Annotated in this window: 13 protein-coding genes and 1 tRNA gene; 8 read left to right on the forward strand and 6 right to left on the reverse strand. The window is 40.5% G+C overall.

Annotation, left to right across the window (positions count from 1 at the left end; all coding sequences use genetic code 11):
- Positions 1 to 117: 117 nt before the first annotated feature.
- A complete protein-coding gene (locus tag FM107_RS00940; protein ID WP_086946683.1) occupies positions 118 to 1,152 on the reverse strand; it encodes a quinone-dependent dihydroorotate dehydrogenase in 1,035 nt (344 codons plus the stop codon).
- Positions 1,153 to 1,203: 51 nt separating this feature from the next.
- Between FM107_RS00940 and FM107_RS00945 the strand changes: the two genes are divergently transcribed.
- Together FM107_RS00945 and FM107_RS00950 are read left to right on the forward strand one after the other, a co-directional pair.
- Entirely contained in the window at positions 1,204 to 3,120 is a 1,917-nt protein-coding gene (locus FM107_RS00945) for an ABC-F family ATP-binding cassette domain-containing protein (protein WP_086946655.1), read from the forward strand.
- Positions 3,121 to 3,547: 427 nt separating this feature from the next.
- Complete coding sequence (locus FM107_RS00950) at positions 3,548 to 4,651, forward strand: serine hydrolase (RefSeq protein WP_086946684.1); 1,104 nt, start codon at positions 3,548 to 3,550, stop codon at positions 4,649 to 4,651.
- A 99-nt stretch (positions 4,652 to 4,750) separates the two neighbouring features.
- Here FM107_RS00950 and FM107_RS00955 read toward each other — a convergent pair whose 3' ends face one another.
- On the reverse strand, positions 4,751 to 5,113 hold the full coding sequence (locus tag FM107_RS00955) for a hypothetical protein (RefSeq protein WP_086946656.1): 363 nt from the start codon (positions 5,111 to 5,113) through the stop codon (positions 4,751 to 4,753).
- Between the two features lie 157 nt (positions 5,114 to 5,270).
- On the opposite strand from FM107_RS00955, the gene FM107_RS00960 reads away from it, so the two are divergent.
- On the forward strand, positions 5,271 to 5,675 hold the full coding sequence (locus tag FM107_RS00960) for a single-stranded DNA-binding protein (RefSeq protein WP_086946657.1): 405 nt from the start codon (positions 5,271 to 5,273) through the stop codon (positions 5,673 to 5,675).
- A gap of 61 nt (positions 5,676 to 5,736) precedes the next feature.
- Here FM107_RS00960 and FM107_RS00965 read toward each other — a convergent pair whose 3' ends face one another.
- Entirely contained in the window at positions 5,737 to 7,149 is a 1,413-nt protein-coding gene (locus tag FM107_RS00965) for an alkaline phosphatase (protein ID WP_086946658.1), read from the reverse strand.
- A 243-nt stretch (positions 7,150 to 7,392) separates the two neighbouring features.
- Here FM107_RS00965 and FM107_RS00970 point away from each other — a divergent pair, with 243 nt between their 5' ends.
- Together FM107_RS00970 and FM107_RS00975 are read left to right on the forward strand one after the other, a co-directional pair.
- Entirely contained in the window at positions 7,393 to 7,704 is a 312-nt protein-coding gene (locus FM107_RS00970) for a hypothetical protein (RefSeq protein WP_086946659.1), read from the forward strand.
- A 1-nt stretch (position 7,705) separates the two neighbouring features.
- Positions 7,706 to 7,782: transfer RNA gene (locus FM107_RS00975), tRNA-Ala, on the forward strand.
- A 93-nt stretch (positions 7,783 to 7,875) separates the two neighbouring features.
- Here FM107_RS00975 and FM107_RS00980 read toward each other — a convergent pair.
- On the reverse strand, positions 7,876 to 8,409 hold the full coding sequence (locus tag FM107_RS00980) for a lipocalin family protein (protein ID WP_086946660.1): 534 nt from the start codon (positions 8,407 to 8,409) through the stop codon (positions 7,876 to 7,878).
- 153 nt (positions 8,410 to 8,562) lie between these two features.
- Here FM107_RS00980 and FM107_RS00985 point away from each other — a divergent pair, with 153 nt between their 5' ends.
- A complete protein-coding gene (locus FM107_RS00985) occupies positions 8,563 to 9,357 on the forward strand; it encodes a S1/P1 nuclease (RefSeq protein WP_086946661.1) in 795 nt (264 codons plus the stop codon).
- Between the two features lie 134 nt (positions 9,358 to 9,491).
- Here FM107_RS00985 and FM107_RS00990 read toward each other — a convergent pair whose 3' ends face one another.
- Positions 9,492 to 10,463: a bile acid:sodium symporter family protein gene (locus tag FM107_RS00990; protein ID WP_086946662.1), complete on the reverse strand. Its 972-nt coding sequence runs from the start codon at positions 10,461 to 10,463 to the stop codon at positions 9,492 to 9,494.
- Positions 10,464 to 10,606: 143 nt separating this feature from the next.
- Here FM107_RS00990 and FM107_RS00995 point away from each other — a divergent pair, with 143 nt between their 5' ends.
- Positions 10,607 to 11,812 carry a pyridoxal phosphate-dependent aminotransferase gene (locus FM107_RS00995; RefSeq protein WP_256959266.1) on the forward strand — a complete coding sequence of 402 codons (1,206 nt, stop codon included), beginning with the start codon at positions 10,607 to 10,609 and terminating at the stop codon, positions 11,810 to 11,812.
- A 108-nt stretch (positions 11,813 to 11,920) separates the two neighbouring features.
- Here FM107_RS00995 and FM107_RS01000 read toward each other — a convergent pair whose 3' ends face one another.
- The gene (locus tag FM107_RS01000) at positions 11,921 to 13,168 is read right to left on the reverse strand and encodes an ABC transporter permease (protein ID WP_086946663.1); all 1,248 of its coding nucleotides are present in this window, start codon (positions 13,166 to 13,168) and stop codon (positions 11,921 to 11,923) included.
- 160 nt (positions 13,169 to 13,328) lie between these two features.
- Between FM107_RS01000 and queA the strand changes: the two genes are divergently transcribed.
- A complete protein-coding gene (queA, locus tag FM107_RS01005; protein ID WP_086946664.1) occupies positions 13,329 to 14,378 on the forward strand; it encodes a tRNA preQ1(34) S-adenosylmethionine ribosyltransferase-isomerase QueA in 1,050 nt (349 codons plus the stop codon).
- Positions 14,379 to 14,570: the final 192 nt, after the last annotated feature.

The following is a 14,570-nucleotide window of genomic DNA, read 5'->3' on the forward strand; positions in this document are numbered from 1 at the left end:
AGGCGTGTTCGGGACTTACACCCTAGAGTTATTGCCCATGCTGGGCACACCAAAAGGTTAGCCGATGAAGTATCGACTAACCTTTTGTATTTTTTAAATTCTGACGAAAAAGATGAATTATGATTCCAACGCTAATATACCTTTACAAATATCTCCTACAAGCGCTGGCCCTTCATATATAAAGCCTGTATACACCTGCACTAAACTTGCGCCGGCTTGAATTTTATCAATTGCATCTTCGGCCGAATGTATACCCCCAACTCCAATAATTGGAAAAGCGGCACCGGACTTTACATGCAAATATTTAATCACCTGTGTCGATCGAGCTGTTAGCGGCTTGCCACTTACACCTCCGGCTTCCGTTACTACCGATGGTTCGCTCGTTAAACCGTCCCTTGAAATCGTTGTATTGGTCGCGATTACACCCGCAATTTGGGTTTCCAATACAATTTCGATAATATCATCCAATTGCGACTTCGTCAAATCTGGCGCAATTTTGAGCAGAATCGGTTTCTGTATATATTTCGTATGATTAAGCTCTTGGAGTTTGTTTAAAATCCCTTTTAAAGGCTCCTTTTCTTGTAAATCACGTAATCCAGGTGTATTGGGCGAGCTCACATTAACGACAAAATAATCGACATAATCAAAAAGGACATTGAAACAGTAAATATAGTCATTTACCGCATCCGCATTCGGCGTCGCTTTATTTTTTCCGATATTTCCACCTATTATAAGGTTTCCTCGATTTTTAAGTTTTTTTAACCTTCCTGCAGCGACATCTGCCCCCTGGTTATTAAAACCCATTCTATTAATCAGCCCCGAATCCCCCACTAAACGGAACATACGTGGTTTATCATTCCCAGGCTGAGGTTTCGGTGTAACCGTACCAATTTCGATAAAGCCGAATCCCAAATTGGACATTTCAGCTATATATTCCGCATTCTTGTCAAATCCGGCAGCCAAACCAATAGGATTTTTGAATTTAAGTCCAAAAACTTCACGTTCTAAACGTTCGTCATCCACCGTGTAGATGGAATTCAACAACGATTTCATTCCCCACACGTTACGAAACTTACGAAGGCCACTTGTCACTTGATGATGAGCGGTCTCAGGATCCATCGTGAAAAATAATGGTTTGACTAGTTTATACATATGCGCAAAGGTAGCCAAAGATGAAGAAATATTCATTACTTTTGCATCGAAATGATCTCAATAAATAACTTAACATTCGAACTAGGCTCTCGTGCATTATATGACGAGGCAAATTGGCATATAAAACCAGGTGATAAAGCCGGATTAATTGGTGCCAATGGCGCAGGAAAATCCACTTTACTAAAACTTATTGTGGGAGACTATGCGCCAACTTCTGGGTCAATATCGATGGCTAAAGATTTGAAAATTGGTTATCTAAACCAAGATCTACTCTCCTACCACTCCGAAAAAAACATTGTACAAGTGGCTATGGAGGCATTTGAGCGTCAAAATCAGTTACACGAGGAGATTGAGAAGCTATTAAAAAAATTGGAGACCGATTACTCGGATGAAGTTCTAAATAAATTAAGCGATAAACAAACGGAATTTGAGGCTTTAGATGGTTACAATATCGAGTTTCGGGCGCATGAGATTCTTGCCGGACTCGGTTTTTCTGACGAAGAACAAAAACGGCCGCTTGCAACCTTTTCCGGAGGTTGGCGGATGCGCGTGATGCTTGCCCGTATTTTACTACAAACACCAGATATTTTACTTTTGGATGAGCCGACCAATCACTTAGACCTACCGTCCATTAAGTGGTTAGAAAACTATCTGCAATCATTCGACGGATCGATCGTTATCGTTTCCCATGACCGTTATTTCCTAGATCGAATAATCAACAAAACCGTTGAATCGCGAAAAGGAAAATTAACAATATATGCCGGAAACTACTCCTATTATCTTGAGGAGAAATCCATGCGAGAGGAGATCCAGGGAAATCAGTTTAAGAACCAACAGGCAAAAATTAAACAGGAAGAGAAATTAATTGAACGTTTTCGCGCAAAAGCCAGTAAAGCAAAAATGGTACAATCGCGTATCAAAGCGCTAGACAAAATGGAACGTGTCGATAATATCGACGACGATAATCCCGTAGTAAATTTTAGTTTCAAATTCTCTAAACCTTCTGGAAGGCATGTAGTTACAATGGAACACGTATCCAAGTGCTACCCTAACCTAGAGATTTTAGATGATACAAGTGCAATAATTGAAAAAGGCGACAAAATAGCGCTCATAGGTGCTAATGGAAAAGGAAAATCTACTTTATTGCGTATTGTCGCTGATGCGGATGATGATTTCTCGGGTGCAAGTACAAAAGGACATAACGTTTCGCAAACATTTTTCGCACAGCATCAACTTGAAGCCCTACATTTAGAGAACACTATTTTAGAAGAGCTTGTTTCATTCGCGCCGAAGCATAGCGAGACGGAGCTACGCTCGATACTCGGCTGCTTTCTCTTCACCGGCGATGATGTATTTAAAAAAATAAAAGTTCTATCAGGAGGCGAGAAATCTCGTGTCGCCTTGGCCAAAGCGTTAACAGCAGATGCAAATTTCCTTGTATTGGATGAGCCGACGAACCACTTGGACATGGCCTCGGTGAACATTCTTATTCAAGCGCTCCAACAATATGAAGGAACGATAATTGTGGTATCGCACGACCGTTATTTCTTGGATCATGTTGCCAATAAAATTTGGTTCATTGAAGATAAAGAGATCAAATCCTATCCGGGCACCTATGAAGAATATGAGATATGGAACCAGAAACGGGTAATTAAACCGCAGGCTAAACAAGAAAAGAAAGCCGTTAAGAACGACCCGAAAAACGAAGCATCAACTGCCTCGGAAGATGTAAAGCGCATCCTACAACGTAAAAACAAAGAGCTTTCGCAGCTCGAAGAGAAAATTGGTCGGCAAGAAATTGAAGTAAAAAAACTCGAAGAACACCTCGCTGACGAATCGATCTATAGCGACTCCGTTAAGTTGCAAGAGGCGACACGCACCTACAATTCGACCAAAGCGTCATTCCTTCAACTGCAGAGGACCTGGGAATCACTTGCAGAAGAAATCATGGAGCTCGAAGGTGACTAAGGTAATGTCGGTTGCGGCATAATAGCTTGCATTTGGTACGGGCGGCGAGCAACTGATCATAATTCAATATAAAGAAATTACGATGAATTTTATTTTTTTATTGCTTTTGGGTTTGCCTGATTTCCTCTAGTATTCTCTTTGAATATGGAGCGATCAGCCCAAACACCAGTGGATCTACCTAATCAATGGTAATATCATCCTACTAGCTTCAAGCTGGATATTTATACAAGTGTTTAAATCACTTGTGATGGCGCTATTATGTTAGCAGCCGGTTTCATGGATACAGAATTTTGGATCACTCGTCATCGTCTGTAGGATGGCGATGGTAACCTTTGGCAATAAGCCCCCCGGTTCCCCGATAACAGCAATTAACCTAGCGACAGATTCCTTTTGTTTTACAACTGCATTAATACTATCTTTAGTATCGATGAATAAACGACTTACGTCCGTATATTTCCTAATGGTCATTCTAACGTTGCAGTCTTGCAAACTAGGGCGCTTTGTATATTACAACTACGCGAACATCACGGATTATAAAATATTCCCATCTCGTACGCTAAAAGCGCCGGAAGAACCTTTTTTATTTCCGTATGCCGCAACGCCCAAGTTTCCACAATCGACCCGTTACAACAACCAAAATATCGCTTTTGAAGAGTTCATCGAACAGAAGCATTCGGTCGCATTTTTAGTCATACAAAACGACACGATACAGTACGAAAAATATTTCCAAGGATACGATGAAGAGTCCACAGTGGCCTCTTTTTCGATGGCGAAATCGTTCACCTCGATGCTCATTGGAATTGCAATTGATGAGGGCTTGATCAAATCGGTAAACGAACCGGTTACAAATTATATTCCCGAACTTCGTGCGAATGGATTCGAAGCGGTGACTATAAAACACCTGTTACAAATGACATCGGGGTTGGATTTTAATGAGGCCTACAAAAATCCATTTGGTCATGTTGCTACCTTTTATTACGGCACGAACTTACGTAAGGCAATATCAAAATTAAAGCTCGCACGATCGCCAGGCGAAAAATTCGAATATACCAGTGGTCAATCGCAGCTTCTGGGGCTGATAGTTGAACGCGCAATTGGAGATCGATCCATTACCGATTATTTTCATGAAAAAATATGGAAATCAATCGGAATGGAATACGATGCATCGTGGAGTATAGACAGAAAAAAGGATGGTCTGGAGAAAACATTTTGCTGCGTTAATGCGAAAGCGCGTGATTTCGCAAAATTGGGTCGCTTGTACTTACATAAAGGTAATTGGGAAGGCAAACAAATTATATCGCAAAAATGGGTCGAAGAATCAACGAAGATAGACACTGCAGACGGTAGCGCATGGAACTATCAATATCAGTGGTGGCTGCCTTCACGCGATGGCGATTTCACAGCAGACGGCTTATTGGGTCAGTATATTTACGTCAACCCGAAACGAAACTTAATCATCGTCCGTTTAGGAACAAAGACGGATGACGTGAATTGGAAAGAGTTCATCCCTGAATTTGCCAAGCATTATTAGGCCAAGCTCCTTCGTTACTAAAAAAAGCACCGCCTCGCCCTCTCGCCGTGCGAACCAGCCGTGTTCAAACGTCCTTCTCACCGAAGACCCTCGGACGAATTAGTTCCCTTTATGACGAACAATCAAAAACGTATTTTCTTCGAGATCCAGATAACCGTATTCATATACGAAATAATAAACCTGACCTTTTACATTCACAATCTGGTTCGTGAAATAATCGAAATTTAGTCCTTTTCTTAACAAATGTTCTCGTGAAACCTTGATTGTCTTTTCTGTACCTAAAAGCTCTTCTAGTATTCGTCTGTTTTTTCGTAACGTGCTATTTACCTTTCTTATAAATATACTTGACGTACTATTAATTCTGTTGTTATAGGAATTCCGACATGCATCGTCGCAAAACCGCTTGTCTGAGCGCCCTCGAATAGGCGCACCACAATCTAAACATACTTTTTCTTCTGCCATAATGATCCGTTTGTAAACGTTTAAAAACGATTATAAGCACATATAATTATTTAACACCCGACTGATCAGTTGCAGCATCTTCATCTTTGAATCGTCAAAGCAAGGTGTTTTGATGTGTTAAATTTAACACTAGAATTAATGATTTACAATTATTTTTATGAACATGTTAGTAAATGCAGTTCAATTAATTGGACGCTTAGGAGCAGATGTAGAAATAAACTCTACCTCGCAAGGGATTAAAGTTGCAAACGTACGGTTAGCAACTAATGAATATTCTAAAAACGGTAAAGGAGAATGGAACGAGATTACCTATTGGCATTCACTTGTATTTTGGGGAAAACAAGCCGAAAAATTGTTAAAGACTTGTAAAAAGGGTACCAAAATAATTCTTCAAGGATCGCTCGTCTATCACGAATACAAAGATATTCAGGAGATCAATCGCCATGTTGCCGAAATTCGTGTAGCGAGTTTTATGATACTGGAAAACCCCATTGTATTAGAACGAGGAATAATAACTTTCAATCCTAATCATGAACACGAAGAAGAAGAAGCCCCCTTCTAAACGAAAGCTGCCTGCAGTTTTAAATTCTGCAGGCAGCTATTCCAAATTCATTTACATCCAGTTAGTTCGTTAATTGCAATCCAGCAGCGGTCGCAATCTTCTTGGGGATATCCGTATTATCCATTTTCTGCGTAAACAGTTCAGCACCTGCACCGATAGCATATACTGGTATATATGCGGCAGAATGCCCACCAGACGCCCAGGATACTGTCGCCGCCCGACTTAAAGCTTTCAACGCCTCACTCGCGAGTTTATCATCGGTTGCATATAAACTTTTTGCAGTCTGATTCTGATGGTTGACAAATGACTTTTCATAAATATCATGAAGAACCTTGTCATCTTTCTCTGTCAATTTGATGGCAGTATATAGCCCCAAACACTCGGACAAAACACTCTTTACTTCTTCCCAACTAGGTGTTTTTCCATCCTCACGTAAAGCAGAAATTCTACTCGATAATTCCGTGTGTGAAACATGTTGTTGCGCAAGAACTTTTGTCGCTAAACGGCTTCCACCAGTACCTACTGCGACACCACCAGTCTCATGATCCGCTGTCACGATAATCAGCGTTTCATCGGGATGTTTTTCATAAAAAGTTATGACATGTTTTACGGCTTCATTAAAATCTAGCACCTCTTCAACGGTCGTGGCCGCGTCATTGGCATGCGATGCCCAATCGATCTTCCCTCCTTCTACCATTAGAAAAAAACCGTTCTCATTGTCGGTAGATAACGACTGAATAGCGGCATCTGTAATATCTGCCAATTTCATATCGGTCTCGCTTTGGTCAATCGCATATTTGAGCGCTACATTATCTTCTCCCTTTTTATTCATCAAAATTATTTTCTCGCCCTTTTTAGCGCTTTTATATTCATCCAACCCGTATACCAACTGGTAGCCACCCCTTTCAAATTGTGGAAAAAGTGAAGGAGCCTTCTCCTTTGTGAAGGTTTGCTCGGGCCTCAAAAATCCAGAACCACCGAAAAAATCAAAATTGGATTTTATAAGATCTAAACCAATTTCGTAATACATATTTCTATTCGCACGGTTTGCGTAAAATGAGGCAGGTGTCGCATGGTCGATACTGACGGATGTTGTAATCCCGACCTTCATACCCGCTTGTTTAGCAGCATAGGCGATACTTTTAAAGCTACGTGTCGCTGCACTATCCATCGCTATTACTCCGTTTTTCGTTTTTTGTCCAACAGCTAATGCAGTTCCTCCTGCGGCTGAATCGGTTACTCCGTTAGAAAGGGAAAATGAAGTTGCGAAAGTAGCAAATGGAAAGGTAGAGAACGCTAATGGGAATACGGTATTGCGATCTTCTTGTGCCGCTAGATAAACTTCTGTCAAGTTTACGTGATTTAGCCCCATACCATCGCCGATAAGTAGGAATACATACTTAGGCTTTTGTTGGGCAACTGCACCAGAAACAAATAGTAAAAACAAGCATAAAATTAAATTACCTTTTTTCATATTAGTTGCGCAGGAGACACACTATTGGAGTTCAGTCCATGTGTGAGGAATGCGCCCGCGTTTCGCCACTTCCTGTTATACATTAATTAATTGGTCCAAAGATAATTTCTTAATATGAACTCAACGTTAAGTCGTGGCTTAAGATAGCCAAAATTCGGCTATTAATTAAAAAATCCATCAAACCCAATTATTTCGTGGAAAACGCGTACTTGATTATAAATGCGAAAAAGCTATTTTTGTAGAATGACGAATGAGAAACAAGAGATGATTGTAAATGATTTTGAAAAATTCATGCGTTACGCGCTACAACAAAATACACCGTATACAATCGACACTTTTATTACGTTTAGCACTTCTCTTGTCAATTTCTATACAGGTTCCAAACTGATTACCAAAGGGGAACGACAGCAAGTAGCCTTGGAGCTAACCAAACGCTTTAATGCGGGAGTCGGAAACATAATTACCACGGATGATATAATGGAAATTGCAAACTTAATAATTTCGGATCCCACATTAGATTATTCAATATTAAATCCTATATTTGGGCAATCCTAGCGGGGGATTAGCTCAGTTGGCTAGAGCGTTTGGCTGGCAGCCAAAAGGTCATCGGTTCGAATCCGATATTCTCCACCACGTAAGGCGCTCAATGAGTGCCTTTTCTGTTTTAAAGCAGTTTAGAAGTTGACCTAGAAAAGGTAAAGGGATCTTATTGAAGGGAAACGCTTTTTAATTGTGCACTGTCCAAACCAGCTCATTAATGCGATAACCACACGCTTGAGCATACTTTAAATAACTTTGTTTAACCGAGTCAGGAACCGACTTTACGCGTGATAGAATCCACATATAATCAAGGTTTTCGCCAAACACAAGCGCGTAGCGATAGTCTTCATCAATTCGAACGACGTTATATCCTGAATAAAATGGGCCAAAAAAAGATACTTTTAACGCTCCCTCGTTATTGTTTCGAACAAAAACAGCTTTTGCTTGACGCTGTTTAAATTTTTCTTTCAGGATATCGTATCCTTGGTTCAACACACCAATAGTTCCGTCTTCATTGAGTGAGTAATTAGCCGTTACATTTATCAAGTTCTTCTCCCAAAAAAAATCCATCCGAGCGACTTCATACCAGTTTCCAAGAAAGCGATCCGTGTCAAAATCCTGCACGACAGAAACGTTCGACTGAATCGGCTTTAGTAAATTATATATTGTTGTACCCGCAGCGACTGCAGTCAACAAAAGCAACGATTTTTTCTTATCCATTACAATCCAAACAGCGTATCCACAGAAAAGTTTTTCTGGCAACACAAAAATTAACGAAAATCGCTGGTGTAGGAACGATTATCTTTTTTAGCAAATACGTCGCCTTTGTATTTTAGCATTTGTGTAACTTTGCGATCATACTATCAAAAAGAAATGAGAACAATTTTAAAACTGACATTGGTCTGCGTCCTCCTTTTTCAATTCGAGCGGACGAACGCCTGGGGAATGACGGGACACCGTGTCATCGCCGAAATAGCGGAGCAGCACCTCAGTAAAAAAGCGAAGCGCAATATTGAAAAATTAATCGGTAAACAGAAGTTGGCTTACTGGGCAAATTGGGGTGATTTTATCAAATCCGATCCGGACAAGCGGTTAAGTTCAACGGGAGCCATACATTTTGTAAACACGCCAGGCAATTTACAATTTAAAGATTTCAAATCGGCTATTGAATCGTTGACGACACCCAACGTTTTCAACACATACCTGTCGATCAAGGAAAATGCGAAACAAAGAAACAAGGACATAAAAACCCAACAAGAATATCTGTATTTTATCATTCACCTCATTGGAGATGCTCACCAACCAATGCACGTGAGCCGCGCGGAAGATCTTGGAGGTAATAAGATTGAAGTCGAGTTTTTTGGTAAAAAGGATAATATACACCGCGTGTGGGACTCCGGGTTGGTGGACTACGAAGGTTATAGCTTCACAGAGTACGCCGAAGTATTGGATATATATCCCGATGCTTATTATAAAAGATACACCTCAACAAACTACATGCAATGGCTATACGAAGCACACCAGCTTGCGAATGAGATATATGCAGACGTTGCATTAAATAATAACTTACGTTATGAATATATCTACAAAAACAAGTACAAGATGGAGGAATGTCTTCTGAAAGCAGGCGTCCGCTTAGCCAAAGAATTAAACGAAATATACGGTTAATCATCGAGATTAACTTCGCTGGGGACTTCCTAATAGAACGTTGTTCGTTAGGAAGTTTCATTCTTTAGCGGATGGGACTGATCAATTAGCAATCTTTGGGGCAAAAAGACATTTCCTCCTTACCACTAACTATTTTACACCAAGCGCTTTTTTCGCGCATAACGCTGCGCTATAAAAGTGATTACTAAAATTTGGAACGCATGGAATATCATCAAGGGTAAAAAATACAAACCCGCTGCCGAGGAATTAACAAACAAAAACTTTCCAAAAACTGTCCCATGAGTCAGTGATTTCTTCGACCCACAGAATAATACCGTGATACGGTCCTCTAGATTGAAATGGAACACTGCTGTACTTAACCAGTACAATACCCCGTAAACCATAACAAACATTGCCACTACTCCAACAAAAACACCGGCTAGATAGGTAGGTTCGACGGTGTTAAACACGCCGCTGACAAAGGATTCGGCAAAACTGCCGTATACGATAAGCAAGATTACTAACTTATCAAAATTAGCGAGCCCCTTACTATGCCGCATTGCGAATTCGCCTAAATAGGGTTGTAATAAAAGTCCCACAATTACGGGGATAATAATCTCCTTAATTAAGCCCCAATACACGTCCATTAAAACGTTCACGTGGCCAAAGTCCAAGAAAAACTGCATCCACAGTGGCGTGATCGCCACTCCAATTAAACCGGAAACACTTGCATTAAAGATTGAAGAAGAAATATTTCCCTGGGCAATTGAAACCATTACTACGGACGACGAAACAGTAGAGGGTACAGTCGCTAAAAAGAAAAACGAAAGCCAAAAATCCTCCTGAATGGAACTGGAAATCATGGGATAAAACAAGAGTACAAGCAAGGGGAATAAAACAAAAGTCGCTCCTTGGATCACCAAGTGCATTCGCCAGTTGCGCAGACCAGACTTCAAATTAGGTAGGCTCAACTTTAGCCCATAAAAGAAGAAAATCAACGAAACTCCAATCAACGTTATCGATGAAAGAACTTTTCCTTGGCCCCACAAATATAACTGTGGACTAAAATAAGCCAACAGAATGAACACAAATAGCGCTATAATAAAAGTGTCGAATTTTACCCTCATCACATTAAGATTTCATCGAATATACCAATAGTGCGACATATTCAGACTATTTTGAAAATATTGAGGAAAAACAATAAATTTAATTCGTTTTTTTCAATAATTAGATGGGATAAATGAAGTGTATATAATATCTTTGTGTTATCATGAGTACGACATCATATTTATCGAATAGGATAAACAACTTATCCGAATCAGCAACCCTAAAAATGACCAAGCTTGGTCGTGAATTGGCAGCCAAAGGCATCAATGTCATTAGTTTAAGTGTGGGCGAACCCGACTTCAATACACCTGACAACGTAAAGCAAGCGGCGAAAACAGCACTTGACGAGAATTACACGAGATATTCACCGGTCCCGGGATACCCAGAACTGCGCCAAGCAATAGTTGATAAATTAAAAAACGAAAATGGCTTAGATTTCGAAACTTCCCAAATCGTTGTTTCAACCGGAGCTAAACAATCGCTTTCAAACGTGATATTAACGCTTATCAATCCCGGTGATGAAGTCATAATCCCAACACCATACTGGGTCTCCTACTCCGAAATGGTTGTTTTAGCCGAAGGTAAGAGCGTATTTATAAATGCAGATATTGAATCCGATTTTAAAATCACGCCGGAGCAGCTGGAAGCAGCAATTACACCGAAAACAAAATTATTCATGTTTTCCTCGCCATGCAATCCTACGGGATCGGTATATAGTAAAGCAGAACTAGCCGAGCTTGCTAAAGTGTTCGAAAAACACCCGAATATTTTTATCTTATCGGACGAAATTTACGAACACATCAATTTTATAGACAAACACGAATCAATTGCACAATTCAATAGTATAAAGGATCGTGTTATCATTGTTAATGGTTTTTCAAAAGCTTTTGCGATGACCGGATGGCGTTTAGGTTATATTGCAGCAAACAAAGAAATCGCATCCGCTAATGATAAGCTTCAGGGCCAAACGACCTCGGGAACGTGCTCTATCTCGCAACGTGCGGGCATCGTCGCCTACAATGAAGGATTAGCGGGTGTACAAAAAATGAAAGAAGCGTTTCTCCGCCGACGTCAGCTCGTTTTCGATTTGCTCAATGATATTCCCGGCGTGAAAACAAATTTACCCGAGGGGGCATTTTACTTTTTCCCTGAGGTAAGTTCATTTTTCGGAAAGAAAGATTTAAACGGAAACGTGATCAATGGTTCCGAAGAGCTCGCTCTTTATCTATTAAATGAGGGGCATATTGCGACAGTTGGAGGTAATTCTTTTGGAAACGATAATTATATTCGTTTGTCATATGCCGCTTCCGATGAAAATCTAAAAGAAGCTTTACGCCGCATGAAAGAGGCGCTCAGCAAACTGTCGTAAGTAGCTATAAAACAAATAATCAATCAGTGTGGGCTGTTAAACGTAAAACTTTAATGGCCCTATTTGTTGTAGCGCATTTCATATGAAGCCGAGAATATGGACTGCTACTTACTTGCTACGAATAGCCTCTACTGGATCCATACGCGCCGCATTAATTGCAGGAACGATTCCAGCGATCAAACCAATTATCGTCGAGAGTGTCGTTGTCAGCACCACCATCTTAATACTTACAACAATCGTCACGTCCATCGAGACACTAACAAGCGCCGCTAAGCCATACACAACCCCTAACCCTATCGCTCCACCGATCAAACACAACAAAATACTCTCCACCAAAAATTGAGTCAAAATAAAATATTGTTTAGCACCTAACGCTTTTTGTATACCGATCAAGTTCGTACGTTCCTTCACGCTTACAAACATAATATTGGCAATACCGAAGCCACCCACAAGAATTGAGAAGATTCCGATACAAAATCCAGCCAAATTGATAATCGTAAACATTTGGTCAAGTTGAGCGGTAATTAGCGTTGTTTTATTAATCGAAAAGTCAGACTCACGTTGCGGCGCTATTCGGCGCGCAGATCGCATAATGCCGATAAGCTCACTTTCTGCTTCTTCGAGCGAATAATTTTCATTTACTTCAATCGATATACTTGGTGAATAATTTTCATAATTCACCAAATTCCGGCCCAAGGTAAAGGGAATATACGCGACCTCATCGTTAGAAACGTCCAATAACATTCCTGACCCTTCCTTCTTCAATACTCCAATTACTTGTATTTTACGTCCCAATAGTGTCACATATTTCCCTATTGGGCTTTCTGTCGGAAACAAACCTTCGGCAATCGTAGCGCCTAACACAACGCTTCCTGTCCCTCCTCTCGACTCCTGATCTGTAAAATACCGTCCTTCGGTAATCTCTAGGTTTCGAATTTGGTACACGTCGTGCGTTCCGGCTACGACCGTAATATTACTAGCAGAATTGTTTTTATATTTTGCCGTAGAATTTGAAATATTGATGGAATAGGCAACCTTTTCTGCGGTGGTCATGCGCTTCCCAACCGACTCATAGTCCATGTACTTGGGCTCAGGCCGGTTTACGTATTTCCACCAAGGGAAATCTGGGCCACCGTCCCAGGGCCATTTTTCGACGTAAAGTGTCCTACTACCAATCTTTTTTACGGAATCTTCCAAGTTACTACGCAAGGTGTCTACTGCGGAGAATACTCCGATAATGGTCATAATTCCGATCGTAACGCCAAGTAAAGATAACAACGTTCTGGTCTTGTTATCTTTTAGCGCTGCGATGGCAAATCCACAACTTTCCTTAATCAGTCTAATGGCTAAAAACATATTCACCGTAAATATATAAATTTATATTTGTGTTGCACCGAATAATAAGGTCAAAAAGCATGAAAATCACATATATTATCCGTATCTTTGTAAGCCTTTTTGAAACCTTAACACCTGTAATTTGTTAAGGATTCTGTAGAACAAATATATCGAGAACAAAATGAAGTTATCACAGTTTAAATTCAACTTACCGGAATCACTTTTAGCCTCAGAACCCTCAGAGCAACGCGATGAGTCACGTCTAATGGTCTTACATCGTGAAACTGGAAAAATAGAACATAAAATCTTCAAAGACGTCTTAGATTACTTTGACGACAAAGATGTAATGATCTTAAATAACACCAAAGTCTTCCCTGCGCGTATGTATGGAAACAAGGAAAAGACCGGTGCCACTATTGAAGTGTTCTTATTACGAGAATTAAACAAAGAATTACGTCTTTGGGATGTACTCGTAGACCCTGCGCGAAAAATACGTGTAGGCAATAAATTATATTTCGGTGACGAGGATCTTTTGGTCGCAGAAGTTGTAGATAATACCACTTCAAGAGGCCGTACGATCCGATTTCTTTTCGAAGGTACTGACGAAGAGTTTCGTCGTAACATTGAAATCCTCGGAGAAACACCCCTCCCTAAATACATAACACGTAAAGCCACACCCGAAGATAAATTCCGATACCAAACGATTTATGCCAAAAATGAGGGTGCGGTCGCAGCACCGACCGCCGGACTTCATTTCTCGCGCGAATTAATGAAACGCTTAGAATTGAAAGGAATTGATTTCGCGGAAGTGACTCTACACGTGGGTCTTGGGACGTTCCGCACCGTGGAGGTGGAGGATCTGACTAAACACAAAATGGATTCCGAGCAGTACTTGATTTCAGAAGAATCAGCGCGACTTGTAAATAGAGGGATTGACGAGAAAAGACGGGTTTGTGCAGTCGGGACGACTTCAATGCGAGCAATCGAATCAGCGGTATCTGCAGACAAACATCTAAAACCGGCTAATGACTGGACAAGTAAGTTTATCTATCCACCGTACGATTTCAGTATCGCCAATTCAATGATCACCAACTTTCACACCCCGGAATCGACATTACTCGTAATGATCGCCGCATTTGCTGGGTATGAAAACACAATGGCTGCTTACGAAGAAGCGGTGAAAGAAAAATATAGATTTTACTCTTACGGCGATGCGATGTTAATTATTTAACGAGCCGGTCGATACAGCGTTATTTATAGTAAACAAATTTTGTCAATAAAAAAAAGCAATCCTAACAAAAAAGGGTTGCTTTTTTTATTACTCGGTTTCGGGAATCCAAAGAAAATATACCGGCCCCTCCTCTTATATTTAGGTGCTTTGAGAAACACTTAAGAAGCATGGGATCAAGCACAAAAACTTGGG

It is taken from the genome of Sphingobacterium sp. JB170 (assembly GCF_900163865.1).
Taxonomy (GTDB): domain Bacteria; phylum Bacteroidota; class Bacteroidia; order Sphingobacteriales; family Sphingobacteriaceae; genus Sphingobacterium.